This is a genomic window from Candidatus Pelagisphaera phototrophica (assembly GCF_014529625.1).
GTDB classification, from domain to species: domain Bacteria; phylum Verrucomicrobiota; class Verrucomicrobiia; order Opitutales; family Opitutaceae; genus Pelagisphaera; species Pelagisphaera phototrophica.
The window spans coordinates 3,856,866-3,883,496 of sequence record NZ_CP076039.1; the positions used below are offsets into that span (position 1 = coordinate 3,856,866).

The 26,631-nt window shown below is 49.9% G+C and carries 24 protein-coding genes and 1 pseudogene; 16 read left to right on the forward strand and 9 right to left on the reverse strand.

All coding sequences use genetic code 11. The annotated features are described in order from the left end of the window. Positions 1-108: 108 nt before the first annotated feature. The 4 genes from GA004_RS16875 to GA004_RS16890 form a co-directional block, all read right to left on the reverse strand. Positions 109-402 (reverse strand): hypothetical protein, encoded by a 294-nt coding sequence (locus GA004_RS16875; protein ID WP_283395048.1) that lies wholly within the window; start codon positions 400-402, stop codon positions 109-111. Between the two features lie 9 nt (positions 403-411). Then, positions 412-798: a hypothetical protein gene (locus GA004_RS16880; RefSeq protein WP_283395049.1), complete on the reverse strand. Its 387-nt coding sequence runs from the start codon at positions 796-798 to the stop codon at positions 412-414. 10 nt (positions 799-808) lie between these two features. Further along, positions 809-1,042 (reverse strand): hypothetical protein, encoded by a 234-nt coding sequence (locus tag GA004_RS16885; protein WP_283395050.1) that lies wholly within the window; start codon positions 1,040-1,042, stop codon positions 809-811. A 158-nt stretch (positions 1,043-1,200) separates the two neighbouring features. Continuing rightward, on the reverse strand, positions 1,201-2,136 hold the full coding sequence (locus tag GA004_RS16890) for a 50S ribosomal protein L11 methyltransferase (RefSeq protein ID WP_283395051.1): 936 nt from the start codon (positions 2,134-2,136) through the stop codon (positions 1,201-1,203). 255 nt (positions 2,137-2,391) lie between these two features. Here GA004_RS16890 and GA004_RS16895 point away from each other — a divergent pair. Continuing rightward, positions 2,392-3,327, forward strand: a pseudogene (locus GA004_RS16895) (Gfo/Idh/MocA family oxidoreductase); the annotation flags it as partial. 74 nt (positions 3,328-3,401) lie between these two features. On the opposite strand, the gene GA004_RS16900 reads toward GA004_RS16895, so the two are convergent. After that, on the reverse strand, positions 3,402-4,460 hold the full coding sequence (locus GA004_RS16900; protein WP_283395053.1) for a DUF6152 family protein: 1,059 nt from the start codon (positions 4,458-4,460) through the stop codon (positions 3,402-3,404). A gap of 287 nt (positions 4,461-4,747) precedes the next feature. On the opposite strand from GA004_RS16900, the gene GA004_RS16905 reads away from it, so the two are divergent. From GA004_RS16905 to GA004_RS16945, 9 genes are all read left to right on the forward strand, one after another. Then, positions 4,748-6,235 (forward strand): acyl-CoA synthetase, encoded by a 1,488-nt coding sequence (locus GA004_RS16905; RefSeq protein ID WP_283395054.1) that lies wholly within the window; start codon positions 4,748-4,750, stop codon positions 6,233-6,235. A 150-nt stretch (positions 6,236-6,385) separates the two neighbouring features. Next, on the forward strand, positions 6,386-7,939 hold the full coding sequence (locus GA004_RS16910) for a sulfatase (protein WP_283395055.1): 1,554 nt from the start codon (positions 6,386-6,388) through the stop codon (positions 7,937-7,939). Between the two features lie 198 nt (positions 7,940-8,137). Further along, positions 8,138-9,220: a C4-dicarboxylate TRAP transporter substrate-binding protein gene (locus GA004_RS16915; protein WP_283395056.1), complete on the forward strand. Its 1,083-nt coding sequence runs from the start codon at positions 8,138-8,140 to the stop codon at positions 9,218-9,220. Positions 9,221-9,226: 6 nt separating this feature from the next. Beyond that, positions 9,227-9,769 carry a TRAP transporter small permease subunit gene (locus GA004_RS16920; RefSeq protein ID WP_283395057.1) on the forward strand — a complete coding sequence of 181 codons (543 nt, stop codon included), beginning with the start codon at positions 9,227-9,229 and terminating at the stop codon, positions 9,767-9,769. Between the two features lie 18 nt (positions 9,770-9,787). Further along, on the forward strand, positions 9,788-11,107 hold the full coding sequence (locus GA004_RS16925; protein WP_283395058.1) for a TRAP transporter large permease: 1,320 nt from the start codon (positions 9,788-9,790) through the stop codon (positions 11,105-11,107). Positions 11,108-11,138: 31 nt separating this feature from the next. Further along, a complete protein-coding gene (locus GA004_RS16930) occupies positions 11,139-11,996 on the forward strand; it encodes a dioxygenase family protein (protein WP_283395059.1) in 858 nt (285 codons plus the stop codon). 16 nt (positions 11,997-12,012) lie between these two features. After that, complete coding sequence (locus GA004_RS16935; RefSeq protein WP_283395060.1) at positions 12,013-12,405, forward strand: YciI family protein; 393 nt, start codon at positions 12,013-12,015, stop codon at positions 12,403-12,405. A gap of 306 nt (positions 12,406-12,711) precedes the next feature. Next, complete coding sequence (locus tag GA004_RS16940) at positions 12,712-13,938, forward strand: homocitrate synthase/isopropylmalate synthase family protein (RefSeq protein WP_283395061.1); 1,227 nt, start codon at positions 12,712-12,714, stop codon at positions 13,936-13,938. Between the two features lie 21 nt (positions 13,939-13,959). Beyond that, the gene (locus GA004_RS16945) at positions 13,960-14,598 is read left to right on the forward strand and encodes a malonic semialdehyde reductase (RefSeq protein WP_283395062.1); all 639 of its coding nucleotides are present in this window, start codon (positions 13,960-13,962) and stop codon (positions 14,596-14,598) included. A 297-nt stretch (positions 14,599-14,895) separates the two neighbouring features. On the opposite strand, the gene GA004_RS16950 is transcribed toward GA004_RS16945, so the two are convergent. Beyond that, on the reverse strand, positions 14,896-16,599 hold the full coding sequence (locus GA004_RS16950; protein WP_283395063.1) for an arylsulfatase: 1,704 nt from the start codon (positions 16,597-16,599) through the stop codon (positions 14,896-14,898). A 533-nt stretch (positions 16,600-17,132) separates the two neighbouring features. On the opposite strand from GA004_RS16950, the gene GA004_RS16955 reads away from it, so the two are divergent. The 6 genes from GA004_RS16955 to GA004_RS16980 all read left to right on the forward strand — a co-directional run bounded on the left by GA004_RS16955 (position 17,133) and on the right by GA004_RS16980 (position 21,977). Beyond that, positions 17,133-18,359, forward strand: a complete 1,227-nt coding sequence (locus GA004_RS16955; protein WP_283395064.1) for a DUF6152 family protein — start codon at positions 17,133-17,135, stop codon at positions 18,357-18,359. Between the two features lie 98 nt (positions 18,360-18,457). Beyond that, positions 18,458-19,630 carry a DUF6152 family protein gene (locus GA004_RS16960; RefSeq protein WP_283395065.1) on the forward strand — a complete coding sequence of 391 codons (1,173 nt, stop codon included), beginning with the start codon at positions 18,458-18,460 and terminating at the stop codon, positions 19,628-19,630. A gap of 41 nt (positions 19,631-19,671) precedes the next feature. Then, positions 19,672-20,130: a hypothetical protein gene (locus tag GA004_RS16965; RefSeq protein WP_283395066.1), complete on the forward strand. Its 459-nt coding sequence runs from the start codon at positions 19,672-19,674 to the stop codon at positions 20,128-20,130. A gap of 10 nt (positions 20,131-20,140) precedes the next feature. After that, a complete protein-coding gene (locus GA004_RS16970; protein WP_283395067.1) occupies positions 20,141-20,623 on the forward strand; it encodes a hypothetical protein in 483 nt (160 codons plus the stop codon). Continuing rightward, entirely contained in the window at positions 20,610-21,305 is a 696-nt protein-coding gene (locus GA004_RS16975; RefSeq protein ID WP_283395068.1) for a HupE/UreJ family protein, read from the forward strand. Before GA004_RS16970 ends, GA004_RS16975 begins: the two co-directional genes overlap by 14 nt. 9 nt (positions 21,306-21,314) lie before the next feature. Further along, entirely contained in the window at positions 21,315-21,977 is a 663-nt protein-coding gene (locus GA004_RS16980) for a hypothetical protein (RefSeq protein WP_283395069.1), read from the forward strand. A 175-nt stretch (positions 21,978-22,152) separates the two neighbouring features. On the opposite strand, the gene GA004_RS16985 is transcribed toward GA004_RS16980, so the two are convergent. From GA004_RS16985 to GA004_RS16995, 3 genes are all read right to left on the reverse strand, one after another. Further along, positions 22,153-24,081: a sulfatase-like hydrolase/transferase gene (locus GA004_RS16985; RefSeq protein ID WP_283395070.1), complete on the reverse strand. Its 1,929-nt coding sequence runs from the start codon at positions 24,079-24,081 to the stop codon at positions 22,153-22,155. Between the two features lie 42 nt (positions 24,082-24,123). Beyond that, entirely contained in the window at positions 24,124-24,816 is a 693-nt protein-coding gene (locus GA004_RS16990) for a 3-keto-disaccharide hydrolase (RefSeq protein WP_283395071.1), read from the reverse strand. A 123-nt stretch (positions 24,817-24,939) separates the two neighbouring features. After that, a complete protein-coding gene (locus GA004_RS16995; protein WP_283395072.1) occupies positions 24,940-26,445 on the reverse strand; it encodes a PQQ-dependent sugar dehydrogenase in 1,506 nt (501 codons plus the stop codon). Positions 26,446-26,631 lie beyond the last annotated feature (186 nt).

Genomic DNA, 26,631 nt, shown 5'->3' on the forward strand with positions numbered 1-26,631 from the left:
GAGCGTATTGCATTCTCAATACAGAAAAGACCCCGAAAAGGAGCATCACCGCTCCGGCAATGCCCATTTCCTCAGCGTATCAAAAAGAAAAGGGTAACATTCCTGCAATCATTCTGGTTTTGAAAGTCCCGCCACCCTATTCATCCACTTCCACGTTCTTAAGCGGTACTTGCTCGGAATGAATGTCCACCTATCGGTATGCGGATGAACGGCCATTGGATGAGGGAAGCTCCCGAAGATCTCGTTTGTATTGATATTACTGATCGTAAAATTTTCGGTGGACGAAAAAACCGCTTCAATAAACTCCTTCCTACCAGATGTGCCACCATTTTGGCTGACAAGGTAAGGTCGATCACCCACTCGCTTCAGGCGTTCGATCGCTCCCGCACGGTACTTTTCCATCGGCGTTCCCTATTCAGTATTTTTCCACTCTTTGATCCCATCAAAGTGGTCATGAGTAATAAAGGCCGACCATAATCGAGCAACCTCGACATCATACAGACCAAGATAGTTCACCCCAATCGCCCCCCTGGAAAAACCGCACAAAAACACCGCTTCGGGATCCGCGTTGTACTCTCGAATAATCCGCGGCACATTGACCTTTGCGTACTCAACCGTTGTGCGCTCGTCGCCCCACCACGTCACCTGATTGTCCTTATGATCCTGGCTTATGTAAGGCAATGAGACCCAAATAAACTTACCTCCTGACAGACCATAACCTAGCCCTGCATCTTCAACCTCGCCCGTCGATCCTGATTTAGGAAAGTAATTACCCGTGTACTCAAAAATTATGGGCAACTTTTCTCCCTTATATCTCCAGTTCCTTGGCAAATAGAGCGTATGGGAAAACTTCGGTACCCAAGTACTCGGGAGCTATTAGATTTACCCGCTTACCCGCCGACGGCTCACCGTCACTTAACTGAGGGATTTGCAAGATCTCGTCGGCCTCAGTATCCAAACGGACGCTTTCGGCCGCAGCAAAAACGGAACCTCCCACCACGGCGGCGGCAAACGAACGAACGAAAACAGCATATCGATTCAATTGGTTTACAAAAGTAACTCAACCGTCCCCTTCGCAACCCTTAACTGCCCATCAAATCAAAGGCAAAGAATCTCGGGCCCAATCCCGCGTATCAGGCGAGCTGGGTTCAAAATCAGCTTACTACCCTGAGCTCGTCGATGGACCGAGCGCCTACATGTCTATCCGATTTGATAACAATAGCGATTTTCCCCAACTGCCAGATCAAGAAGGATGGCCCGAGAGTGCTGCTCCGAACGGTCAAGGGTGTACCTTACCTTCAGGATTTGCCCTGCCTCCACATCGAATGGCTTGAATGGGAAATGAATCTGACGCCAATGGGTCAGAGGGGAATCAGGCCCCGTATCGAGACGGACCGAGGGTGAAAGCTGCATAGAGAACCAGCCCACAAATCCATCCAGACGGGCTCCGCGCTCCATTTGAAACTCAAGCTCTCCGCGTTCCCATGGATCCTCGCTCGAGGCAGTTGCCAAATTCAAGGAAACCATCGGCTGCCCTTTTGCTAGCATTGACTCCGCCGGCAACCTGATTTGCAGTGACAGTTCCTGATTTTGCTCCAATTCCTCCAAAATCGAATAGTCGATTCCGTGAATCGGCTCCCGCCAAAACCCCGGCCCTTCCCGATTGTACAGATCGGGACAGCTCACTGGAGCCAAGAGCACATCCACCTCTGATGGAATCATTGTACCGCCGGGCTTCAAGTTTGCGTCTCGGGCCACAATCAGATCATCCAGCATCGCTTCCGCAAAGGCAAGGAGCCCGAGCCATTCGCTCACGATTACATCCGTGGTATTTCCTAAATCAAAATTGCTGGCATTGCATCGTACAATGTCAACCACGTCCGTCAGTCCATTTCGCTCGACCAGCGTCTTCGCAACTTCCGCGATATCCGAATCATCTAACCCATAGACTTTCTTGGCTCCCGCCTTGGCAGCTAGTATCGCCAAAAGTCCCGTACCTGTACCTACGTCGATAACCTCGTCCCCCTCCTGAACAACTTCCTTAATCGCTGCCGCAAACGAATCTGTTCGAGGCTTGTCCGAAACCATGTAACGCTGCAGCCCAAGGCCTCCGTAAGATTGGAAATAGTGATCCATCCTATCCGCATAGATTCATATTCCTCTTAAGCAACTGAATTCGGTAACAATGCCCAATCATCGACTGAAAGTCCAAAAACAAAAATCCCATTCAAATAGGGTTTCAGAGATTTTTGGATACATAATTCTCAATTCCGGCAAGCTACTTGAGATTCGACAAATCCCTATCAATCTGCTCAAGTACACCTCAATCCCGCAGCCCATCGTAATTAGCTCAAGACGTCAATTCACCCAGTCCGCCACTTTAGCAGGAGGCGCATCATTCGCATGGCGGCCCGCAACGCAAACGTGGTCACGCAGATGGGAACGCAAAACCACGCCAACGACAACTATCGCCGCGTGGTCGAACTCATTCAATCCGGGTCGATCGGCGCGGTTCGGGAAGCCCATGTCTGGAATTCACGTGCTTGGGGCTGGCATGCGAGCGAACAGGCGGCTCGCGACGCGAAAGATCGCTACATCGTTGTTCGTCGTCCCAAAAAACCTCAGCCGATACCCGCTAGTCTGGACTGGGACCTATGGGTAGGGCCCGCGACAGAAACTCCTTTCCACAACGTTTATTTCGAAGGCCCTTTGTGGTATCGCTGGTGGGACTTCGGCAACGGCACCATGTCCGACTTGGGAAGCCATTGGATTGATCTTACTTTCTGGGCTTTAAAGCTCGAAGCACCCCTCACCATCGAAGGCAAGGGCCCAAAACCACACGAAGCCATGGCGCCCGCTTCCATGCAAGCGATTTATGAATACGGTGCCCGAGGCGATATGCCACCGGTAAAGCTGACCTGGTATCAAGGCTTGCAAAAGCCGCAAATCTGGAAAGAGCATGGAATCCCTCAGTGGTCCAGTGGCCATCTATTCATCGGTGACAAGGGAATGCTGTTGTCGGACTACAATAAGCATATCTTGCTCCCCGAAGACAAATTCGTCGGTTTCAAGGGGCCGGAACCGTTTATTCCCAGATCGGCCAACGGTCATCATCAGGACTGGGTTGACGCGTGCAAAGGGGGAGCTCCGACCCTTTCCAACTTTGAATATTCCGGCCTGCTAACTGAGGCCAACCATCTTGGCAACGTCGCGTATCGTACCGGCAAGAAAATCCATTGGAACGCTAAGGAAATGCGAGCCACCAATGCGCCTGAGGCCGAGCCATTCATACGACGCGAATACCGAAAAGGGTGGACGCCTAGTTAACAACGCCAAAAACTCTTAATTCAGGCAGTTCGCTTCCGGCAAACAAACTCCCATACAGAGTATTCAATAATCCTTTACTCAGCGTACTTATCAACCGTTAGGTCGTCGCAGTCGTACTCCAAGAAGGGGTCGCTGGTCAGCACGGAGGTATTCTGATGAGTGTGCGGCTGGGCTAGGTACACGGGATCGACAACCGTGTACTCACGCTTGAGTTCATTACCTGCTTCATTGAGATAAAAACGTTCGGTGATTTCCATTTGCTCTCCGTGTCTAATAGCCGGACCCGGTCTTCCTCCTGGGGCCCGTAGGAATCCGGGACCGAAACCCTTCGTTCTGACAACCAGGGTGTCTCCTTCCCATTTGCCAACCGAATAGCCTCTTACGCTGGGTTCGATCGTTTCGGGAAATTCACCGTCCAGGTGAATGGTCCGGACCACATCCATAAATCCATAGGTGATCACAATCTTGGTCTCAGACTGCTCGAACTTATTAACCATTTGATCAAAATTGTAGTCCAGTATGATATTGGTGGGCTCGCACATGAACCTTGGATTGTCCGCTTCCGTGTAGTTAACTCCTTCTTCCCTCGCGATCTGAGACATCACATAGCGAGGAGGCCTAGCGCCACGACCTCTGCCTCTTCCTCTTGGGGGCTCGGTCCAGTTACCTTCAAGATTGGGCGTACCGTCTTCGCGTTTAAGTTCGCGTTCCCCGCTCACCACTTGCCCCGCCTCGTTGAGCGAGTCGCGGCGGTTCACTATTTTGCCATCCGCAAAGGTGATGGTATGAGCATAGCAGGTTTTCGAGTCCCGCCGGTCCGGCGATCCGTTGACAGTGATTTTCGTTCCTAGAGCAAACATCTCCTCAGTCCAGCCCCTTCGCTTTAACAAGCTTCCCGAACGCAATTCACATCGCCATTGTTCCTCTTCCCCAGCTTCGTTGATAGCCTTGAAGTAGACGTAACCATGCGGATTCACAAAACGAACGCGATTCACGGTACCGGTCACTGTCACATTCTGATCAAGGTTGAATTGTCCCGTGACTCCGTGATGCGAAAATACAGTCGATGAGGTCAAAATTGACGCACACACAAATACCAAAGCGCCAGCGAGATAGGATTTATTTATAGTCATGGTCATTATTCTGTGGGTGTTTAGGCCCTAATTAGCTGAAGCATTCAAAGAGACAGTTTCTTAAACCGCCTTCTATGAAATGCCTACACTAAGGTCTCGGTTACAATCAATGTGCTAAATCCCTAGGTTATGGCAAGAAAGCTCTAACGAGGATACCATTGCCTTGGTAGGGTGTATCTGTATTTCAATATTCTTTGAGCATTGAACGACCGTCTAGGATTTCAGGGCTTCAGAATGCTTGCACCTTCTGTATTTTGTGTTTCGGTACGCACTTAGTCAAAATACCTATGGACGAGCTACCCTTGTTTTCTCGAGTGCGTAACTATGGTGAGAAGGTCGCCATTAGTAATACCACATCGCAATTTACCTATAAACAGCTACTAACGGATTCCGCCGCACTGGCCTCAACGCTATTGGGGGATGAGGCTGACCTGAAAGAAGCTCGTATCGCCTTTTTGGCTCCTGGTGGCCCTGAATATGCAACCATTCAATGGGGGATTTGGCGAGCAGGTGGAGTCATAACTCCCTTATGCCTTTCGGCCGCAGAACCAGAATTCGAATATTCAATCACCGATTCGGAAGCCAGTCGAGTTATAGCGACACGGGAACAGGCCAACAAAGTGGCATCCGTCTGCGAGCGCCTAGAAATTCCTTTGCTGGTTCTGGAAGACCTGCAACTTGTATCTGAGAAATCGCTACCAATGCTGGAACCCTCGCGGCGAGCTATGATTCTGTACACGAGCGGAACCACCAGCAAACCAAAGGGAGTGGTCACAACGCACGGCAATATTCAGGCGCAAATCGAATCGCTAATCGAAGCCTGGGAATGGCAGGCCAGCGACCGCATCCCTCTCTTTTTACCACTACACCATGTTCATGGGATCATTAACGTTCTCTCCTGTGCCCTCTGGATGGGAGCTTCGATCGAAACGTTTTCAAAATTTGAATACGGTTCCATCTTTAAGCGTGTGGCGGAAGATGCCTATACGGTTTTCATGGCCGTGCCAACGATCTACGTAAAGTTGATTGAGGCTTTAGAAGATTCAGATGATCAAGAACGCTCGAAAGTAGTCAAAGGTTTCAATAAGATGCGGTTAATGGTATCGGGATCGGCCGCCCTACCCGCGAGCGTGCACATGAAATGGACCGAACTGACCGGGCAAAAACTTTTGGAGCGTTATGGGATGACCGAAATCGGCATGGCACTGTCCAATCCCTTTCATGGCGAACGTCGACCTGGATCGGTAGGCCAGGCACTACCTCTCGTCGAGATCCGCCTAAAAACTGAGACCGGTGAACTGGTAAAGGTCGAGAATGAACCGGGTGAAATTCAAGTGAGGGGGCCTTGTGTATTCAACGAGTACTGGAATCGCCCGGAAATCACCAAAGAATCCTTTGACGACGGCTGGTTCCGAACCGGTGATATGGCTGTAATGGAAACTGAATACTATCGAATCATGGGTAGACTTTCAGTTGATATCATCAAGAGTGGGGGGTACAAATTGTCCGCTCTGGAAATTGAGGCCGTACTATTACAACATCCGAATATCAGAGAATGCGCAGTCATTGGTCATCTAGACAAAACTTGGGGAGAAGTCGTTGCCGCTGCCGTAATACTCAAAGCGGGATCTAGTCTCGACTTGGGGCATTTAAGAGACTGGTGCCGAAATAGACTGTCCCATTACAAACTACCTAAAAGACTATTGGTGGTAGACACCCTACCTCGAAATACCATGGGCAAGGTCACAAAACCCGCGGTTAAGGAGTTATTCTAGAGCCGAAGGCGTACAAAGACAAAATTCTACAAACCTGACGCAATTCTCTATTGCGTGCCGTTTTTCATTCCTTTTCGGAATGGAGCATTGAAATATCCATCCTCAAATAAATGATTGGACAGTCTGTATCCGTATCGCCATTAAACCGATATGTCCCCGAATAGACCCCTGATTGCACTAGCTGTCCTAATTATTTTACCGCTGATCCAGGCCAACAATCGACGTGATATATTGTTTATTGCGATCGATGACTTGAACGACTGGGTTGGGCCTCTGGGGCACTCCCAAGCCAAGACACCCCACATGGATCGACTCGCGGAGCGAGGCATGGTGTTCACCAATGCCCACAGTCCGTCCATGGTTTGCAATCCTTCTCGCACCGCCATCATGCTGGGGCTACACCCCTCAACCACCGGTATCTTTGGGAATGGGCCGGATTGGAGAACGATTGAAGGGGTGAAAAACAAGGTATCCATTCCTCGATTTTTCAAGGAAGCAGGCTACCAGACTTTCGGAGCGGGAAAGATATTCCATGCCTCTACTTTCGCCCCGATGTCGTTCTATGGGTACAACGATCCGAATGGCTGGGATGCGTTTTTCCCGTCACTAGATCGGCAGCTACCGGACGAGATCGGTCCCTACGAGCGGCCGGCCAACGGCGGTCCAGAACGAAATTTTGACTGGTCCCCCGTTGCTGCACTCGATTCGGCAATCGGTGACGGGCAAGTGGTGAGTTGGTCCATAGAAAAGATTCTGGCACAGGGAGAGGGACCTAGGTTCAACGCCGTAGGCATTTATCGCCCACACGAGCCCTGGTACGTCCCTCAAACCTACTTCGATCTCTATCCACTTGAAGAGATCCAGCTTCCACCCGTGATCGCGGATGACTTGGATGACGTTTCCGAAGCTGCCAAATCTGGTAGACGCCCCCCAAGTAGAATCTCTCCCTATGACCTTCATAAATGGGTGCTGGAAGACGAAACCATGAATCGCTGGAGAGAAGGCGTTCAGGCTTACCTAGCAAGTATCAGTTTTTCCGATACGATGCTTGGACTAGTACTAGATGCACTCGAACAGAGCGGTCGGTCGGACAATACCATTATCGTCCTTTGGTCAGATCATGGATTTCATCTGGGGGAAAAGGGCCGCTGGCGCAAAGCTAGCCTCTGGAGTGAATCGCACAGAATACCGTTTATCATTGCCGCTCCGGGGATCACCACCCCTGGCAGTGTTTCCAACTCGCCGGTCAGCACTCTCGACATCTATTCCACGTTAGCAGAACTCACAGAAATGGAGGCGCCAACGCACGTACAAGGAACCAGTCTCGTGCCGATCCTCAAGGATCCAAGCAAACGTCCAAACCGGGCGGCAGTATCAACCTCAGCCTTCAAAACCCATGTCGTGTCAGGACAGAGATTTCGCTACCTCGTTTACCCTGATGGCTCGGAAGAATTATACGATATTGAAGCAGACCCTCATGAATGGCGGAACCTAGCTTCGGATCCAGCCTACGCGGAATACAAAACCAAACTGTCCCAGTGGCTACCAAAACAGAACGCGCCACAAATTGGAGGTCCCCCAACAGGAGGTCGAGGTGGGCAAAGACCCGCTGGTGCGCACCCCGAGACAGGACCTCGCGGAGGAGGTGGACGTCCCGATGGCGAAGGTCCGCGTGGACCGCGAGCAGGTGGTCCGCAAGGCTAGGATGAATTTAGAGATTCGAAGTCATCGATTCCCAATAACCTCCTGAGAAAGAGTTTCTTGTGGTAACGCACAAAATCTTGCCAGATCATATTTCTTAGTTTCACCTTCGTCCCGTAAACCTACTCCCTACTCCCATCTACAGATTTCAATGCCCAAAATTTTGGTTCCTCGTTATATAATTCTACTTAGGAAGAACTCGTGCTGACAAAAAAAACTCTCATCCAAAACGTTATTCTGCTGGCGGCAGCATCCATGATTGGATGCTCCGGACCTGGGCCTAAGCAAGAAACCATTAGTTTAACGGTCGTAGACGGCTACCCGACTCAGTCCCTTTGGGTGAGAGAGTTTATCGACTACTACATTCCCGAAGTCGACAAGCGCTTGGCTGCCACAGGAAACCACCAGATCAAATGGAACCAGGCTTGGGGTGGGCAAATCGTCAAAACAAGGAACGTACTTCCTGGGATACAAAAAGGTCTAGGGGATATTGGCGTCGTGACTACCGTCTTTCATCAAGACAAAGTCCCAATCCAAGCGATTGCCTATGTAACGCCTTTTGTCACGACCGATCCTGAGCTAGTCGCTCGAACCGTCGATCAAATCGCCGAGAAGTTTCCTGAGATGAGAGAAGCCTGGGAAAAATACGACCAAGTGTATTTGACCAACATGGTGGTTCTCGACAGCTACCAGCTGTTTTCAAAAGAACCAATCAATGGACTATCTGATTTGGAAGGGCTGAAAATCAATGGAGCGGGTACCAACCTGAGGTACTTGCAGGGCCTTGGTTCCGCGGGAGTCGCAGGGAGCTTGGTGACCTACTTCCAAAACATCAATACAGGTGTCGTAGATGCCGCTATGCTTTGGCCTGAAGCCGCTATCTCGTTTAAGATGCATGAAGTCGCTCCTTACATGCTCCAAGCCGACATGGGGACCGTTAACTCCAAGGCGATCACGGTTAACAAGCGGGCATGGAACAAACTGCCCGCTGAAGTCCAGCAAGTCCTTTCCGAAACAGCGATTGATTACCGTGACCATGTCGCCAAATTGGCGGTATCCAAAGGCATCGAAAGCCTTAGATTGTATCAAGACAACGGAGGCAAAATATCCGTTATGTCCACAGAAGAGCGCGACCAATGGGCAAAGAACATGCTGAACATCGCCAAAGAATGGGCTGACGGTTTAGAAGAAAAAGGACTTCCGGGACACGAAATATTGAAGTTCTACATGGATACCATGCGAGCTAATGGGCAAAAGATCTCCCGTCACTGGGATCGGGAGTAACTATTCATGGAAAACGTAAGCCAAAAACGATCTATTGGCATTTTCGATCGGATCTTGGAAATTTTGCTTTCCAATCTCAATAGCATTGGGTCGGTCTGGATATTTATCCTGACCCTCCTGATAAACGCGGACGCCTTTGGAAGGAAGCTCTTCCATTCTCCTATCGATGGAGTGAACGAAATTGTGGAGTTGTCCATCGTGGGCATTGTCTTTCTGCAGTTGGGAGATGCCACGCGAAAGGGGCGATTGCCCCGCTCGGACGGGCTTTTCAATTTGATCGGGAGACGAATGCCCAATTTCAGTCGTTTTCATGGGGCATTGTTTGATCTACTCGGTGCTGTATTTATGGGATTGATACTCTACGGAAGCATTCCTCTTTTCATCGAGTCCTACAATTCGGATTTCTACGTCGGAGTTGAGGGAGTGTTCACAGCACCCGTTTGGCCCATCAAGCTGATCATAATCATTGGCTGCACCGTGACACTCTTGCAATTTGTCGTTTTTGTAAGACGGAATTTGGCCAGACCAAAGATGCGACCCACCGAATAAGCGCTAGAGAAGATTCTAATGACAGGAGTAGAAGTTGGTTTAGTCTCCGTCGGATTGATCTTAGTATTGATCTATACCGGCCTGTATATCCCAGTAGCACTGGGGTTGGTTTCCTTTATTGGGGTCTGGCTTCTTCGCGGAGACATTGAAGTACCCATTTACCTGCTTTCCCTAGCGGCAGCTGACACAATCGCTGAACCTACCTTTGCTGTCGTACCCTTATTTGCCTTGATGGGGCTCCTAATCAGCGAAGCAGGAGTAGGAAGAGACATTTACGATGTATCCAATTATCTATTTAGAAGACTTAAAGGTGGGTTAGGCATCGCGACTGTTGTCGCCAACGCCATTTTTGCCTCCATCACAGGGTCTTCGATCGCTTCCGCATCGGTCTTTACCAAAGTTTCCATTCCCGAAATGAAACGCTTTGGATACAACCCCCGATTTACCGTTGGCGTGGTGGCAGGGAGTTCTGTGCTCGGGATGCTCATTCCCCCAAGCGTGATGCTTATCCTCTACGCGATCATCACGGAGCAATCGGTCGGGCATATGTTTATTGCCGGAATCATTCCAGGCATACTACTCTCAATCGCATTCGGAGTGGCAATCCTAGTAATGGCCACTTTTCTTCCGAGACTGGTAATGAAGGAATCCACCGACCAGGTCGAACAGGAGAAGCAGCCATCTTTAACGGGTCTGCAACTACTACGAATGGTATTCCCTATTTTGCTACTAGTAGGAATTGTCTTGGGCGGAATTTACACGGGGTGGTTTACCGCGACCGAAGCTGGGGCGGCCGGAGCCGTCGGAGCCCTCATTGTAGCAGTATTCAAAAAACGGTTGACCACCAAAGGGCTCTGGAAGGTCCTCACGGAAACAGGTCATATAACCGCTTCCATCTTGCTTCTCTTAATTGCCGCATCCATGTACAGCCGGATGCTGGGGATCGCTGGTTTGCCAACCACTTTTAGCGAATGGATCCAATCTCAAGAATTGGGTTTCGCTACGATCATGCTCATATATGTCATACTTTTAGTCCTCATGGGGACTATCTTGGATACAGTGTCCATCATCCTCATCATCGTCCCGCTTTTTCTGCCCATTTTGGAACCCATGGACATCCATTTAGTGTGGTTCGGTATCGTCACCGTCATCGGTGCTGAAATTGGCCTACTCACGCCACCCTTGGGGGTTTCTTGCTTTGTGATCCATAGCTCCTTGAACGATCCGGATATTTCGCTTTCTGACGTTTTTATTGGCGCCTTTCCGTTTGCCCTTATCATGTTGGCGATTCTTATTTTGATAATCGTTTTCCCTTCTCTTTCATTGGTCTTTGTTTGAGAAAGGAGGACATTACTTTTATAGACAACCTATGAAAAATCTCACAGAAGGCAATATCACCGAAGCGGTCATTAAGGCAATAGAAGGGACGAAAGAGCCTCGTGCAAAAGAAGTGATGTCGAGTCTTATTCGGCATCTTCATGCCTTCGTTAAAGAGGTCCAGTTGACTCAAGATGAGTGGGAGGCGGCGATTGAATATCTGTACGACACCGGACAAATTTCGGGACCAACTCGCAATGAATTTGTTCTTACCTCGGACACCCTGGGGATATCGTCCCTCGTCGATATCATCAACAGCAACCCTGATGGCGGCACAGAAGCAAGTGTGTTAGGACCGTTTTACATAGAAGGTTCGAAGATGGTTGAAATTGGTACCAATTTAATCGGAGACAGCGAGGGGGAACCGACTGTGGTATCGGGTATCGTTCGGACGTTTGGCGGCGAGCCGATCGAGGGTGCTGTGATCGATCTTTGGCAAACTGCTGCTAACGGCCTATATGAGAACCAAGACCCCGATCAACCGGAAAACAACCTGCGTTGCCGGATGCTAACTGACAAGGACGGCTACTACCAATTCACCACCATAAAACCGGTCAGCTATAAAGTTCCGACCGACGGACCTGTAGGCAGAATGCTCGATTTGCAGGGAAGGCACGCCTGGCGCCCCTCGCATCTTCATTACAAGGTGAGCGCAGACGGACACCGCAATCTGATAACGGAAGTTTTTTATGAAGGGGACGAATACATCGATGAGGATTCCGTTTTTGGTGTGCGAGAATCACTGGCTATTCCCTACAATCTGATCACCTCCAAAGAGGAAGCCGAAAAGTTTGGCGTCTCCTCCCCTTTTTACCGGGTGAAATTCGATTTCGAACTCGAAGCTCTCTAATCCCAAAAGTATAACTATGGCACAATCCTCTTGGGAAGCGCATCACGAGCACGTCAAAGAAAAAGGCTTGTTAGCTAAGAAACTCTACGTAGTCCTCACAAAGCCTGCCGGTGACATGGAAGCTGTGATGGAGAATCTACAGGAACACCTCAAATACCAATTGGAGTTGGAAGCTAATGGTTCGATGTTTGCCGCAGGACCTTTCGCTGACGATGAAGAACGGGAATGGGAAGGTGAAGGCATGGTTATTCTTCGGGCAGAATCTCTAGCGGAGGCCCGAAGCATGGCTGAAAACGATCCTATGCACAAAAGCGGAGCCCGCACGTTCAGGCTCAGACCTTGGATGCTGAACGAAGGATCTATAACGATCAATATAACCTATTCCAACGGTAAACGAAACATAACCTAATTCACAGTGAATCGAACAAACTCTCCTTCTACGGTTACAATGCTAAAATACAATTTTCTATTACCAAAGACATGGCCTGTAGTTGCAGGTCTACTACTCGTTTTCTCACAATCGGTCTCAGCACAGGATTTCAAAGTTACATTACTTGGAACCGGAGACTCGATCGTATCGAGCGACATCATGAAAAGTATTCCGAGAGCGGCAAAATCATTGCGTCAGCTGCTGTGTCGGGATTGTTGAAATAAAGCCTTTGTATGCGGAAAGAATTATCGACAAACTGATTTTTAGAAATATAGAAATACACACATGATTGAAAACCGCAAGCATTACAAAGAAGACAAGTATTGGGTAAGCCCATACAATTTTCATCCGGAAGTCACTGGTGAATTAAATCTGCCAGAGAAGGTCGAAATCCATGATGCGACGCTACGAGATGGCGAACAAACACCTGGCCTTGTCTTTTCTGTCGAAGAAAAAGTTGCGATTGCAAAAAAATTAGACGAGGTCGGCATCGATCGAATCGAGGCCGGAATGCCAGCGGTTTCGCCGCAAGACTTTGAAGCGATCAAGCAAATCTCGGCTCTCGGGCTTAAAGCTAAAATTTATACGTTCGCTCGTGCTATGACAGCGGACATCGACAAAGCGGTCGAATGCGGAGCAGACGGTGTGATCATTGAAGTACCGATTGGTTACCCTAAACTGAAATACCAATTTAATTGGACTTGGGAGGACGTTCTCAAAAAGAGCGCAGATGTGATCAACTACGCCAAAACTAAAGGGCTCCACGCTGTCTTCTTTCCCTATGACACTACGCGGGCGCGCGAGGACGATTTAACCAATTTGCTCACCGGCATCATGAACGAGTCAGAACCTGATTCGATCGGTGTAGTGGACACGATGGGCTGTGCAACCCCTGAAGCGATCAAGTATCTAGTTCGAAAGGTCGCTGATCTGACTAACCTTCCAGTCGAAATTCACACGCACAACGATTTTGGAACGGGAGTAGCAACCGAGTTGGCAGCCGTCACGGTCGGCGCATCTTGTGTTCACAGCTGCGTCGGTGGGCTCGGTGAACGAACCGGCAATGCGGCTCTCGAGGAGTTGATTCTCTGTCTCGAGCTACTCTATGGCTACGACACCAAATACGAACTCGCTAAACTGCCCGAGCTTGGCGAATTGCTGGCCAACATAACCGGCATTCCCTACGCTTTGAATAAGCCGATTCTGGGAGAACGAAATTTCACCCGCGAGTCTGGTATCGGCGTTAACTTGGTAGTCGAGAAGCCCCTTGCCATGTTTGGGACGCATCCAGCCCTAACTGGGCGTACAGGCGACATCGTACTTGGCAAGAAAAGCGGAAAGGCATCAATAACCTACAAACTTGATGAGCTCGGAATTGAAGGTGTCAGCGATGAGCAGATAACCGAATTGCTAGCTGAGGTCAAAAAAGCGGGGATTGCTAAAAAGGGCATACTTACCGATGATGAGTTCCGGAGAATCCTGGCGGGTGTCACTCAGTCTGATTCTGCGTAATGACGAACATCCAATTGGGCAATGTCGAAAAGCAATCCTCAAGCGGAAGCGGTCGCTAATTTGAAAAACCGTATCCAAAGACTAGATAATGATGGTCTTGATCTAATATTTCGAGAGGCCCGGTCCTTCAAGAAATGGCAGAATCGAGAAGTAGAATCCTCGGTCCTTCATGAGCTTTACGATATCATGAAGTGGGGGCCCACCTCTCAAAATTCCAACCCTGGGCGGATCGTTTTCCTGAGAAGCGAGGACGCGAAAGACCGAGCCATCCCTGCTTTGCACGAGGGGAATATCCCGAAGGTCAAGACATCACCCGTGTTGGCGATCATCGCATACGACAAACAGTTCTTCGAATATTTACCTCAATTATTCCCAGCGAAAGACACCAGCCCCCTTTATCGGGCCAATCCCGCCAAAGCCGAATCCACGGCTTTCCGCAACAGCTCGCTCCAAGGTGCCTATTTTATGCTAGCCGCCCGAGCCCTTGGTCTCGACGTCAATGGCATTTCAGGATTTCACAACGAGATTATCGATAGCGAGTTCTTTTCTGACGGACGCTACAAATCGAATTTTCTCTGCTGCCTAGGCTACGGCGAAATCGAGGGGCTACATCCTCGAGGTCCACGTCTGGATTTTGAAGAGGCTTGTGAGATTCTATAGTGTAGTCTTGGCAAACCGCCGAGAGCACAGAGAACGCGGAGTTTGGCGGACCGATAATCACTATTCACTCTCCTCGCGCGATCGATCTTCTCGTGGAAAATTAAGTGATATTGGAAATCAAAGTTGTGGATGAGCTCACTAACACACACAGCTCAACTACTGACCTAACTTAAACTTCCGGGATTCAAGTTGGGTTGTCCGTTAATCTTCAATACGAAAATTCTAAAGAACGGAATCAGAAGAATCTCCGCGACCTTTGAGATCTCTGCGGGAGTCTTTTAAACAATTCTAGCCCAGTCAGTTTCTAGCTCCACCCCGAGGACCCCTTCCAGGGGGAGGTGCAGGTCGGCCAACAGGCAGAACGATTCCATTCCTCGCCACATAGTCATCCCATTCTTTCAAAAGGTCTGCTCTAATTTCTGGCTTAGATTCGGAGAGATCATTCGTTTCACCAGGGTCAACGGAAAGGTCATAGAGACCCCATTGATCGGCCAGTTCCGGCACTACTTGTCCTGGCTCTGTCGGCTTTGATGTTAACCAAAGCAGTTTGTAATCCCCTTTGCGGAGAGCTCGATGGCCAAAGACTTCCCAGCCATAAGTAAAGTCGTCCGGACGGACTGAGTCGGCATCGCCAAACAAAACGGGCAACAGGGAATACCCCTGAATCTCATGAATGGCCTTTCCATTGCTCCCTGTCTTAAAATGACTGCCACCTGCCAATTCCACAAAGGTTGGGTAGAAATCGACTACAGACATAAACTCATCGTTCATCTGTCCCTTCTTGGTCATGTCTTTATTGTAAATGATTGCCGGGCCAAGCGATCCGCCTTCTGAAGTTAAAGCTTTGTGGTAACGTCCAACCCCTACGCCGGCTTGAGCCCACCGTTCTCCGTAGTATAGGTACGAGTTGATACGCCCCATATTTTCTAAACTGTTATCCCAGCCCCGCGCAGGTCCTCCTCGATCTACGCCCTCAGCACCGTTGTCTGAGATAAAAATGATAAGTGTATCATCGTATTCGCCGATAGCTTTCAGGTGGTTCAAAAGTCGTCCCACGTTCTGGTCTATACCATCAACCATGGCCGCATAGATTTCCATTTCTCTGGAAGCGATAGCTTTTTCCTCTACGGCAAGATCAGTCCATGCCGGGACCGATTGATAACGTGGATACATCACCGCTTCCTGCGGAATAACACCGAGTTTTTTACCGCGGGCAATGCGCTTTTCCCGCAGCACCTCATAACCTTCGTCATAAACTCCTTTGTATTTGTCGATGTATTCGTCGGGTGCTTGTAAGGGCCAATGCGGTGCGGGGTAAGCCAAATAGGCAAACCAGGGCTTTCCACTTTCCGCGTCCTTGTCCAGATAATCGATCAAAAGATCCGTATAAAAGTCGGTGGAGAAAAAATCTTCCGGTAGTTTCTCAACCAACTTTCCGTCCTCGTAGTAAGTCCCAAGCTGGTCGGGCCTGAAACGACCCCTATCATGAAAATGGCTGGCGAAGCCTTCCATGAGTGCATAGGAGCGGTCGAAACCGCGGGCGGATGGTAGATGCTCGGGCTCGCTGCCCAAATGCCATTTACCAAAAAAGTACGTGGTATAACCACTTTGGCGAAGCAGGTCTGGAAAAGGTACGACATCGAGGCTCAAATGAGACTCGTAACCTGGAACGCCTACCTGATTCGGTGTTTGATGCATGGCGCCACCGGCATTTCGGTTGTCAGTTCCGGCCAGGATGGATGCTCGAGTGGGTGCGCATACCGCTTGATTGTGAAAGTCGGTGAGTATCAGGCCGGCTTTGGCTAACCGATCCAAATTTGGAGTTTCTATCTCCCCGCCATATACGCCCAGATCAGTGTATCCAAGGTCATCTGCTAAGATGAACAGAATATTCGGCCTAGAGAAATCGGAGACAGTTTCCCCAGTTTTGCCGTCACCACACGCAACGAGAAAGAAAACGAACGGGCAGGTAAGTGCCCAGACTAGGTACTGTTTATTCATAAGGGTAGTCTTTGGTAAAATGATTTGAGGCCTCAAAATATGCGCCGTTGCGCTTCGTTAAACTGTATTCTTCCTGTAACTGCTAATCCGTCATTTTAAACCACCTAATTTTTGCTCGCACTCCAGTACAGCTACTTACAACACGGACACAGATCAACGAGCTCTGTCAAATAAATCCGTTTTCTAGCTTAACCTATCGTGCCATTATCAAACGACAATTCACTTTTATATTTCTAGAGTTTTACCCTGGCACGAATTTGCTACTTCCAGAACGTCCTTGCGCAGGTCCCTAGAAAAAAATCGAAAGATCAGTTTCCCTTAGCGGATCGTTGCTTGTCTTTACCGGCAGTTCACCGGTTTCACTTGCGAGTACGGGTGTAGGGTGGTTTTCTTCTTGTTAAAAATGAACCGTATAATGAGATTAATGTAGCCAAGATTAAGGATCGACAAACCTGACATTGAACGTAATCGTTTACTTAGATTTGCTCGTCACTAACTCAAACAAGACCCCCTGACTAATTACCTACAAAACAATGGCTAGGACTATCAAAAAATCATTCATGGCCTGCATGCTTGCATCGCTGTGCAGTATTGTACTTTTACCCCCGACCACCATGGCGCACCACGGTGTCAGCGGGCAATTTGACCTAGAGCAGGTTTTGACGGTGACCGGAGTCGTGAACCGCGTTCGCTTCGTAAATCCACATGCTTACGTCTATTTCATGGTCACCAACGCTCAAGGTGAAGAAGAACAATGGCGATGCGAATTGCGCTCAGGCAGCTTGCTCAAACGCAAAGGCTGGACCACGGACATGTTTGCAATCGGTTCGACCATCAAGATATTTGGATCACCGGACCGAAGGGATCCCAAGACAGTCTATACCGAGACTATCACATTTGAGGACGGCACGGTAATCGCCCGCTATGATGCGTTGGACGATTCCGGAAATACAATTGCGGGCGAGCGGGAGCTCACACGTGAAGATGGTACACCGAATCTGGCAGGGAACTGGTCTGAACCGGTAAGAAACAGTCCTCCCCCCCAGGGCCCACGCCCGAGATCGGCCCCGCCCGAAGGCATTAATCTCGCAAACGACGGCTCTCCCCAACGAGTAGACTTTCCACCCCCTACAGGAAACCAAGCGAGAGCCGGTGGCCCAGGAGGCGGACGGCCAGAGGGTGGACGACCTGGAGGCGGACGACCAGGAGGTGGCAATCGTCCGCCGCAGTATGCACTAACGGATATCGCGCGTGCGGAAGCTGGGAACTTTACTGCAGACCAAAATCCTCGATTCAACTGTGAACCTACCAACATCATATTTGACTACGCTTTTGATCAGATGTTGAACAAAATCGATCAAACCGGATCTGCGATTGTGTTCTCTTACGGCTTTATGGATCTGGTACGCGTCATTCACCTTATCGGAGACTTCCCCGATGAAATTGAACCCAGCGTAGCCGGCTACTCTATCGGCAAATGGGAGGAAGATACATTGGTCGTTCATACAAAAGGCTTTAAACCAGGTTTTCTTCAGGCCCCGGGAGGGCGGGCTAGAGGAGCTGTCCGACACGGTGACCAAATGGAGATCACCGAGCGCTTTACCATGAGTGAGGACGGCAATGAACTCACCCGTGAATACACCGTGGTAGACCCTGTCTATTTGGCTAAACCCTATTCGCACAGAAATTCGTCATTGTATACGACCGACCCTTTTATTCCGTACGAATGCGAAGAGTTGAAGGACGATAGGCAGCAGTAAGCGGGATTACTATTCGTATCCGCTATTCAGCTACGTTTCTACTTTATGCTGCACACAGCGGTTTTTAATCCTAAGAATATGTACCAGGATGAAGGACGATGACCCATAAAAGAAATCTGATCATCGGCATGCTTGCATCTTTGATCAGCATTGTCATCCTACCCTCTAACGCCGTAGCTCACCACGGTATTACTGGACAGTTCGACCTTGAACAAGTGCTGAGAGTGAAGGGTGTCGTGAATCGTGTTCGATTTGTGAACCCACATGCTTATGTCTATTTCAAGGTCAAGAATGACCAGGGCGATGAAGAGCAATGGCGTTGCGAATTGCGCTCTGGGAGCTTGCTCAAACGCAAAGGTTGGTCTGTCGACATGTTTGCCATTGGCAGCACAATCGAGATATTTGGATCACCAGATCGTCGCGATCCTAAAACGGTCTATACCGAGACCATTACCTTTGAAGATGGTACGGTAGTCGCTCGCTATCAGGCATTAGACGATTCAGGAAATGTCATCCTTGGAGAGCGTGAACTCAAACGTGAGGATGGAACCCCAAATTTGGCTGGAAATTGGTCAGAGCCAGTGCGAGACGGCCCGCCACCGCGAGATCCCACACCAAGGTCCGAGGGCCCGCCACCGGAGCTGAGTCTCACAATTGACGGATCCCCACAACGAATAGAGATTCTTCCACCCGTGGGAATTCAAGGAGTGCCGGGGATTGGAAGTGGTAGGCCGCGACCACCACTGTATGCTCCAACAGAAATTGGGCACGCCGAAGCCAGCAAATATTCAGGAGAGGACAATCCACGATTCAATTGCGAGCCAACCAACATCCTCTTTGATTACGCTTTTGATCAGATGATGAACAAGATCGAGCAAACGGGTTCCACGATTGTCATCACCTATGGGTTTATGGATCTGTTGCGCACCATCCATTTAATTGGAGATTTCCCGGAAAACATCGAACCCAATGTTGCCGGGTACTCCGTTGGCAAATGGGAAGGTGACACCTTGGTCGTCCACACAAAAGGCTTTAAGCCAGGTTTTCTTCAAGCCCCTAGAGGGGCCAGAGCCGGCGTCCGGCACGGTAACCAAATGGTAATTACAGAACGATTCAACATGAGTGAGGATGGCATGGAGTTGAAACGTGAATATACGGTCGTTGATCCCGTTTATTTGGCAGAGCCTTACTCAGGTTCTAATTCGTCCCTTTATACAACCGAAAAATTCATTCCTTACGAATGCGAAGAGTTAAAGGACGAGACACAATAACCGAGACATTCGTCGATAATTGGATAATAAACCAATTTTGAATGGAAATACTGTGGTGGATTGAAGATTCCTGGCTTGGGATGCTTGTTTCGAGCTCCCAGTGGGGTTACCCGATCGTGTTATCTCTGCATGCGGTCGGTATGGCTGTATTGGTCGGAGTTTCATTGATTCTCGCCATGCGCGTACTTGGTTTTGGTAACGCTATTCCAGTCACCGCATTGGCTCCATTCTGGACCATAGCTCAAGTAGGCTTCGTGGTAAATTTATTATCCGGCGCCGCCTTGTTTATGGGCAACGCATCTGTGCTGTTTTTCAATACGGCTTTTCATATCAAACTGATCGGAGTCGTCGTGGGCTTGGCACTTACCTGGTGGCTGGTAAAAATCTGCATACGCGGAACCGGTGAGGTCTCCACTTCTCACAAAGGATTTGCCGGAGTCGCTCTACTCGCTTGGGCCGTGGCACTCGTCGCGGGCCGTCTCATCGGCTATTTTTCATAGGAACGGACAAATGGATTCGCTTATAGAATGGCTAAATAGCACCGCTCTCAATGACTTCATCATGTCAACCGCCTGGCTATGGCCAACGCTGGAGATCGCACATTTTTTCGGTCTGTGCCTTCTTCTCGGAGCGTTGATCGTATCCGACCTTCGGATGATGGGGGTGGCACGTGCTGTACCGCTTGTCTTGATTGAAAAGTTCATGATCTTGGCTGTCATTGGCTTCTCGATCAACGCAATCACCGGCATCTTTTTCATTGTTGGGGATCCCGACCGTTACTTGCCCAATATCGCCTTTCGCATCAAAATGGTACTGATCGTGATCGCAGGCCTCAATGTCGGCTATTACTTGTTGCGAGTAAGATTCCAGGTCCTGAGTGGGAGTAAAGACACAGAACTATCTTCCGGCGGTCGCCTGATAGCAGCTCTATCGTTAGTGCTTTGGACCAGCATAATAGTGCTGGGGCGAATTATTCCCTATGTCGAAGACTAGCCAAACAGTTTGGCTGCGCTATGGGCGTTGGGTAATCCTGTCGGCAATTGGGGTTATCCTTGCGAGCGAGAGTTGGGCGCATGGGGTTGCCAGTTCAGATCAAGGATTTCTAGCGAGGGCGGAAGGCGTGCATGCAGGCCCTTTCCTCTATTTGGGTGCTAAGCACATGGTCACCGGTTACGACCACCTTCTCTATCTAGCCGGGGTCATCTTCTATTTACGGGCGCTGACCGACGTGGTAAAGTTTGTGAGCCTTTTCGCGCTCGGCCACTCTATCACGCTACTGTTCGGAGTGTTGTCTGGCATAAATATCAGTCCCTATTTCATCGATGCGATCATCGGACTTTCAATCTGCTACAAGGCTCTGGAAAATTTGGGAACGATTCGATTTATCGACCCAAAACTTGCGGTATTTGGATTTGGGCTGGCCCATGGTTTTGGCCTTTCAACGAAATTGCAGGATCTAGCACTATCTCGAGATGGGCTCATTGCCAATATGATCAACTTTAACATCGGAGTTGAGATCGGCCAAGTAATTGGGCTGGTGATTCTATTCATCGGTTTATCCTGGCTTCGGGAGCGCCAAGACTTCGATACTGTTTCCCGTAATGCCAACGTAGCGTTGTTCGGTGCCGGTTTGGTATTTTTTGGCCTGCAAATGACGGGGCTTTTCGTAAACTAGTCTCGTATTATGAAAAAAGAAAAATCATGGACTACCCCAACAAAGCTTGGCCTGGCTGCGGCTGGGGCCGCCGTGTTGCTGATCGCCGTTATCTTGCCAGCGGAGTACGGCATCGACCCTACCGGGTTCGGGCGGCTTACGAGTATTAGCGCCTTGTCTGAAAATGTCCCAGCCACAGCCCGCGATTTCGGTCAGACCATGGTATTCAACATCGAGGAATACGACCCCGCCGCAGAGCAGATCGAACAATCGATCCAAGGACTCATTCGTCTAGAGGAAAAACCGTTCCTTACAGAAACGATCGATCTAAAGATTGAGGACTTTGGGGAAATCGAACATAAGTTTATCATGCCAGCCGATACCACCCTACTCTACTCTTGGGAGGTGCTGGACGCCAAAGGCGATGGGGTTTTCTTTGAATTTCACGGTCATCCATCCAGTGCCGATGCGCCGAACTATCCAGAAGGTTTTGAACAAGCCTACAGTAAGGGTGAAGGCACTACGCAAAGTGGATCGTTCACTACTCCGTTTCCTGGCTACCACGGCTGGTACCTCATGAATCTTGAAGAAGGTCCCATTACCGTCCGCTTGCAGGTCAGCGGCTATTGGCAGGAACACAAGGAAATGTACCGTGCAGTCGACGGTAAAGTACTGAAGGTAGTCGATTTTTAGCTATTGAGTTTGAATCAGGACCCCAAGGAGCCTGAAGGAACAGACGTTCCAACTAAAAGGTCATTCCCCTTATCAAATCGATGCCTCTGGGCTAATATTAATTGGACTGGAAAAGTACTCGAGAATTCGTTCCGAACAATTGATCGTTGGCCATCTCCATCCGATGTTTACCGGACTAATTTGAGCCGAACCGATTCAGGAAGGCCTGAGTGGAGAAACCGACGAACATGGCTTTGTCCAATTCTGGATCCGGGTCTAGGGGTGACGTATCCGGTGGACGGATTGTTAGCATGCGGGCATTGCATGCGGTAACTGCAGGTAGCGCCTCAATCGCCTTCTCGCCGAGAAGCTCAATTACCCGGGCCGCGTGTTGAACCGCTGCGAGATTCTCTTCTTCCAAAGCACTAGCGAGGGCTGAAATAGATCTTTCATTACGTCCGTGACGAGCAAGCGCATTGGCAGACTCGATGCGAACATTCGGAGCTGCGTCCTCTAGAGCCGTCGTTAGCGCATCGATCGCCTTGTCGGAAAGCGACCCGGCCGCGCTGAATCCAACGGCTCCCCAAAAACGGACGCCGGGATCACTATGCTCAAGGTTAGCGAGAAACTCATTTTCCGAGCCTTGCCCCACTTGTGATGCGGCCTTAATAAGGCGGGACTGCTGATAGGCGTTCTGGGAAGCCCTAGCAAGATCGTAAGGAGTCGAGCCCTTGCTGGTCTCCCAGGCAAGAGCCTCCGGAATGAAGCCCAGGTCGCGGCTATCACGAAGGCGCTTATCAAGCTGTGCGCGCATTCGTTCAAGATTATCCTGGTGGGCAGGCGAACCGGCGAGATTCTTGAGGTTTTGCGGATCGGCCTGACAATCGTAGAGCTCTTCTAATGGACGGATCGGTCCCGCAAAATGCCGTTGCGGGTCCGTCATAAATTCGGTTTTGGCATGGGCGTAGATTTCGTGACGGATTTCACCGAGATCGGGCCAAGCCGTGGGCTGATTGTAACCAAGATGGGGCATGAAATTTCGGATGTAGAGGAAGCGCTGGTCCCTAACTGATCGGGCGAGATCATGAACTTCGTCGACACGATCTCGATGGCCATAAGTGTATTCTCGGAGGAAACCGTCGGCCTTTCCCAGAAAAGGCTTTCCTTCCATGTATTCGGGAATTGCCTTACCAGTGAGGCTGAGAACAGTGGGCCCAAAGTCGTCGAAGCTTACCAGTCGATCTGTGCGAGTACCTGATTCCGAGGGAGATAGATGCTGATACCTTTCCGGGAAGCGGACGATAAGCGGAATCTTTAGACCCGAATCCAGCAGTGCCCGTTTGTGACGGGGCATCCCAGAGCCGTGATCGGAATAGAAGAAAACGATCGTGCTATCCGCCAGTCCATCGTCTTCCAGTTGCTGAAGAATGGCGCCGACCTCCTTGTCCATGGCAGTGACACAGTCATAAAACCGAGCAATCGTTTTCCGGATAACCGGAGTGTCTGGATAGTATGGCGGAACAGGCGCAGACTTCGGGCTGTGAATTTCACTCGTCTCAAGCTTGCTCTGAATTTCCGAAACGAATTGCTCATAGGGCCAAACCATCGTCCGGCTCTGATGGGAGGTCATTAAATTAAACACGGAAAAGAATGCTTTGCCTTCTTCCCTACTCCTCCAATGAGCCTGGTCGCTGCTCTCGTTCCAGGAAGCTTCAACAATGGCTTCCCAATTACCGTTATTGTAGTCGGTCTTAACGTTGTTCGATGTGTAATAGCCCGCATCACGAAGAAGACTCGGGAATCCTTTCATGTATCCAGGAATTGGAAACGCAGAACGCATTTGCTGCGTACCCTGAGAGGTAGCAGGCAGTCCATTGATGATACACGAACGGGATGGGGAGCAAACAGGAGCCGTAGCAAACGCATTGGTGTAGAGGACACCGTCGGACGCTAGCTGGTCAATATTGGGAGTAATCGCGTAGTCATCTCCATAACAGCCCAATGTCGGGCTCATGTCTTCGGCGGTTATCCATAGAATATTGGGTACAGACTCTTCAACTACATGGGGTCCGTCGGCGGCGAGGGAGGAAACAATCATAAAAAGCAGCGGGGAAATTCGGGTCATTTTCAAGGATGAGGGATTCGATTTGGGAGCAGCGACAACGTGTTAGCCGCTGGACGTTTCCTTTATTCTAATGTTGCGGAAGGCCACGGTACAGCCTTTGCCATGGTCTTGGAAGGCAATCCATCCCTTTGACCTACTCATTTCCGAATCCTGATCAATCAGCGTGGCAAAGTGGACGCCATTGATCTTTTGAATGACCATGTCACCCGAAGCAATAATCTCCATAGTATTCCACTCATTTTCGTTATAATGGGCTTGGATTGCGGCCGCATCTTCGAGCTTCGTGTTTACCCGCGTCCCATCACTAACAATCAGGGCCCTTTCTCCCGCAGTGGTCATCAAGAACCGGGCTTCACGCTTTGGATGCTCCCGATCAATCAAGGAGTGATGCCAGAGTCCCATGACTTCTTGCCGCGCAATTTCTACTTGGTATCCAAAAACCTGCCACTCGCCAAGATCGTCACTGCGAACCTGCACACCTGAATTTCCCTTGTCCCAGCGAAACTCCAACCGGAGTGTAAAGTCGGTAGGCTGGCCGCCCCGCCAAATAAGCCAATTTCGATTTTCGGATACGCCGGTACACCAAATTTCATCACCACGTACTTCCCAAGCTCCAGGCTTGCCATCCCATCCGTCAAGATTCTCTCCGTTGAATAGCTCGACAAATCCTGATTCGTCATCGGCATGCGATTGAGTCACTAGAATGAGAAGGAAAAAGACGAGAGCAGTTTTCATAGTATAACTTGGTATTAGTAGGTGTTTTCTAATTCAGGCAACAGAATCAATGACATTATAGAATCTCTGTTGAGATTCTTGTTGGGTCGAATATATCGGTGGAACGCGACTCCATACCAGTCCCTATTTCTCCGGAGTTAGTCGCAGAATCATGCCCCTTCGATCGATCAATACGTATAGGGATCCATCAGGACCAGTCTTTATTTCCCTGACTCGCCCAGACTCCTTCAGAACGACCTCCTCTTTTACAACTGTGTGTCCGTCGAGAACGACCCGAACGATTTGCTGATGCTTAAGGAAGCCCACGAGAAGGTTATTTTTCCAGTCCGGGAAAAGCGGACTGGTTGAGAATTCGATGCCCCCAACGGCAGGTGACGGAATCCAGTAGTGAATCGGCTCCACCATGCCGGGCAGCGACTTGTGAGGTGTTTGTACTGTTCCATCACGATCCAGTCCTTTAGTAGTCAAGGGCCAGCCGTAGTTTGCCCCTGCCTTAACTACATTGATCTCATCACCTCCCATAGGTCCATGCTCAGCCGCCCAAACCTCGTGGGTTTCTGGATGGAGGGCCATACCCTGGGCGTTGCGAGTCCCGTAAGCGTAGACCGTGGGAAGAACACCGTATTTTTCCAACGAGTTGTAGGGGTTGCTGTCAACGGGTCGACCATCGTCATGCATGCGGTGAAACTTTCCTTCAGGACGGGCCAAGCTTTGGGAATCGAGCATGCGGCCGCGATCGCCAATGGACAAGTAAAGATAGCCTTCGTGATCAAAAAGCATACGAGCGCCAAAGTGGTCGTAAACAACCGTGTAGTCCTCTGGCCGAGGATCGTAGACAACCTCCTCGTCTTCCCATCTACGGTCAACGATACGGCCTCGAACAATGCGGGTGGCACACCGTCGGTTCGGTTCATCGCCGACGTTCAGATACCTCATCAAATCGCCGACGATTTCAGATACCTCATCAATATAGCACAGGTAAATCCATCCGTTTTCTACGTAGTTGGGATGGAGGGCGACATCCATGAAGCCAAAGGATTGGCCCGATGGACGGGTTGCTGGCTTAGGAGTATTGGCAATCGGCCGGTTGTCTACCTCCCCATCTACGAGTAAGCGCAATCGACCGGGAAACTCGGAAAACACGGCCGTGCGGTCATCGAGAAACTCAATCCCCCATGGCTGCTCCAAGCCTTCCGCCAAGACTTCGACCTTGAGATTGAAATGTTCGGTTTCAGAAAGCGGATTGGGCGGCGGAGGCTGGACCCCCATCTCTTTCTCGCGTTCCAGGATAAAGTTGAGGACCGCTTCGATCTGCTCGTCTTCGAGCACGCTTCCCCAGGCGATCATCTGCGTACCCGGGATGCCGAATTTGATATTGTCCCAGTGCAGATTGTATCCAGAAGCGTAGTTCCATATCCCGTCTAGAAAGCTGGAAGCCTGTCCCCCCTCCAGATTCGGGCCATGGCACTGGGCACAGTAGGTTGCGTAAATTTTAGCTCCATCGTCCAGATCTTGCGACGACGCATTAGGCACAAGCCAAAGAATGGGGATTAAGGCACCTAACAGTCGCCATTTTTCAATAAAGCAACCTCCTCTGCGTCTCCAATACTCGCTCGCTACACTGTTCAAAACATGAGTCCGGTTACTGGAGTAAGAGCGGACGAATTTACAATTTAGGTCTCGACTAAGATTAAACTGCTTAAACACCTCTCAGTTATCAGAAAGAAATCGAGGAAATTCAAGAAAGGATAAGCCAGTTAGCTCACAGTTCTCATCGGTTCATAGTCTCGCAGCCAACGAAAACACATGACCTTG

Coding starts and splice junctions, on each gene's coding strand:
- GA004_RS16975 (WP_283395068.1), top strand. CDS start 20,610: ATGTCGAAGACTAGCCAAACAGTTTGGCTGCGCTATGGGCGTTGGGTA.
- GA004_RS16890 (WP_283395051.1), bottom strand. CDS start 2,136: ATGGATCACTATTTCCAATCTTACGGAGGCCTTGGGCTGCAGCGTTAC.
- GA004_RS16970 (WP_283395067.1), top strand. CDS start 20,141: ATGGATTCGCTTATAGAATGGCTAAATAGCACCGCTCTCAATGACTTC.
- GA004_RS16955 (WP_283395064.1), top strand. CDS start 17,133: ATGGCTAGGACTATCAAAAAATCATTCATGGCCTGCATGCTTGCATCG.
- GA004_RS16960 (WP_283395065.1), top strand. CDS start 18,458: ATGACCCATAAAAGAAATCTGATCATCGGCATGCTTGCATCTTTGATC.
- GA004_RS16940 (WP_283395061.1), top strand. CDS start 12,712: ATGATTGAAAACCGCAAGCATTACAAAGAAGACAAGTATTGGGTAAGC.
- GA004_RS16980 (WP_283395069.1), top strand. CDS start 21,315: ATGAAAAAAGAAAAATCATGGACTACCCCAACAAAGCTTGGCCTGGCT.
- GA004_RS16920 (WP_283395057.1), top strand. CDS start 9,227: ATGGAAAACGTAAGCCAAAAACGATCTATTGGCATTTTCGATCGGATC.
- GA004_RS16930 (WP_283395059.1), top strand. CDS start 11,139: ATGAAAAATCTCACAGAAGGCAATATCACCGAAGCGGTCATTAAGGCA.
- GA004_RS16965 (WP_283395066.1), top strand. CDS start 19,672: ATGGAAATACTGTGGTGGATTGAAGATTCCTGGCTTGGGATGCTTGTT.
- GA004_RS16945 (WP_283395062.1), top strand. CDS start 13,960: ATGTCGAAAAGCAATCCTCAAGCGGAAGCGGTCGCTAATTTGAAAAAC.
- GA004_RS16950 (WP_283395063.1), bottom strand. CDS start 16,599: ATGAATAAACAGTACCTAGTCTGGGCACTTACCTGCCCGTTCGTTTTC.
- GA004_RS16875 (WP_283395048.1), bottom strand. CDS start 402: ATGGAAAAGTACCGTGCGGGAGCGATCGAACGCCTGAAGCGAGTGGGT.
- GA004_RS16900 (WP_283395053.1), bottom strand. CDS start 4,460: ATGACTATAAATAAATCCTATCTCGCTGGCGCTTTGGTATTTGTGTGT.
- GA004_RS16990 (WP_283395071.1), bottom strand. CDS start 24,816: ATGAAAACTGCTCTCGTCTTTTTCCTTCTCATTCTAGTGACTCAATCG.
- GA004_RS16910 (WP_283395055.1), top strand. CDS start 6,386: ATGTCCCCGAATAGACCCCTGATTGCACTAGCTGTCCTAATTATTTTA.
- GA004_RS16905 (WP_283395054.1), top strand. CDS start 4,748: ATGGACGAGCTACCCTTGTTTTCTCGAGTGCGTAACTATGGTGAGAAG.
- GA004_RS16985 (WP_283395070.1), bottom strand. CDS start 24,081: ATGACCCGAATTTCCCCGCTGCTTTTTATGATTGTTTCCTCCCTCGCC.
- GA004_RS16925 (WP_283395058.1), top strand. CDS start 9,788: ATGACAGGAGTAGAAGTTGGTTTAGTCTCCGTCGGATTGATCTTAGTA.
- GA004_RS16935 (WP_283395060.1), top strand. CDS start 12,013: ATGGCACAATCCTCTTGGGAAGCGCATCACGAGCACGTCAAAGAAAAA.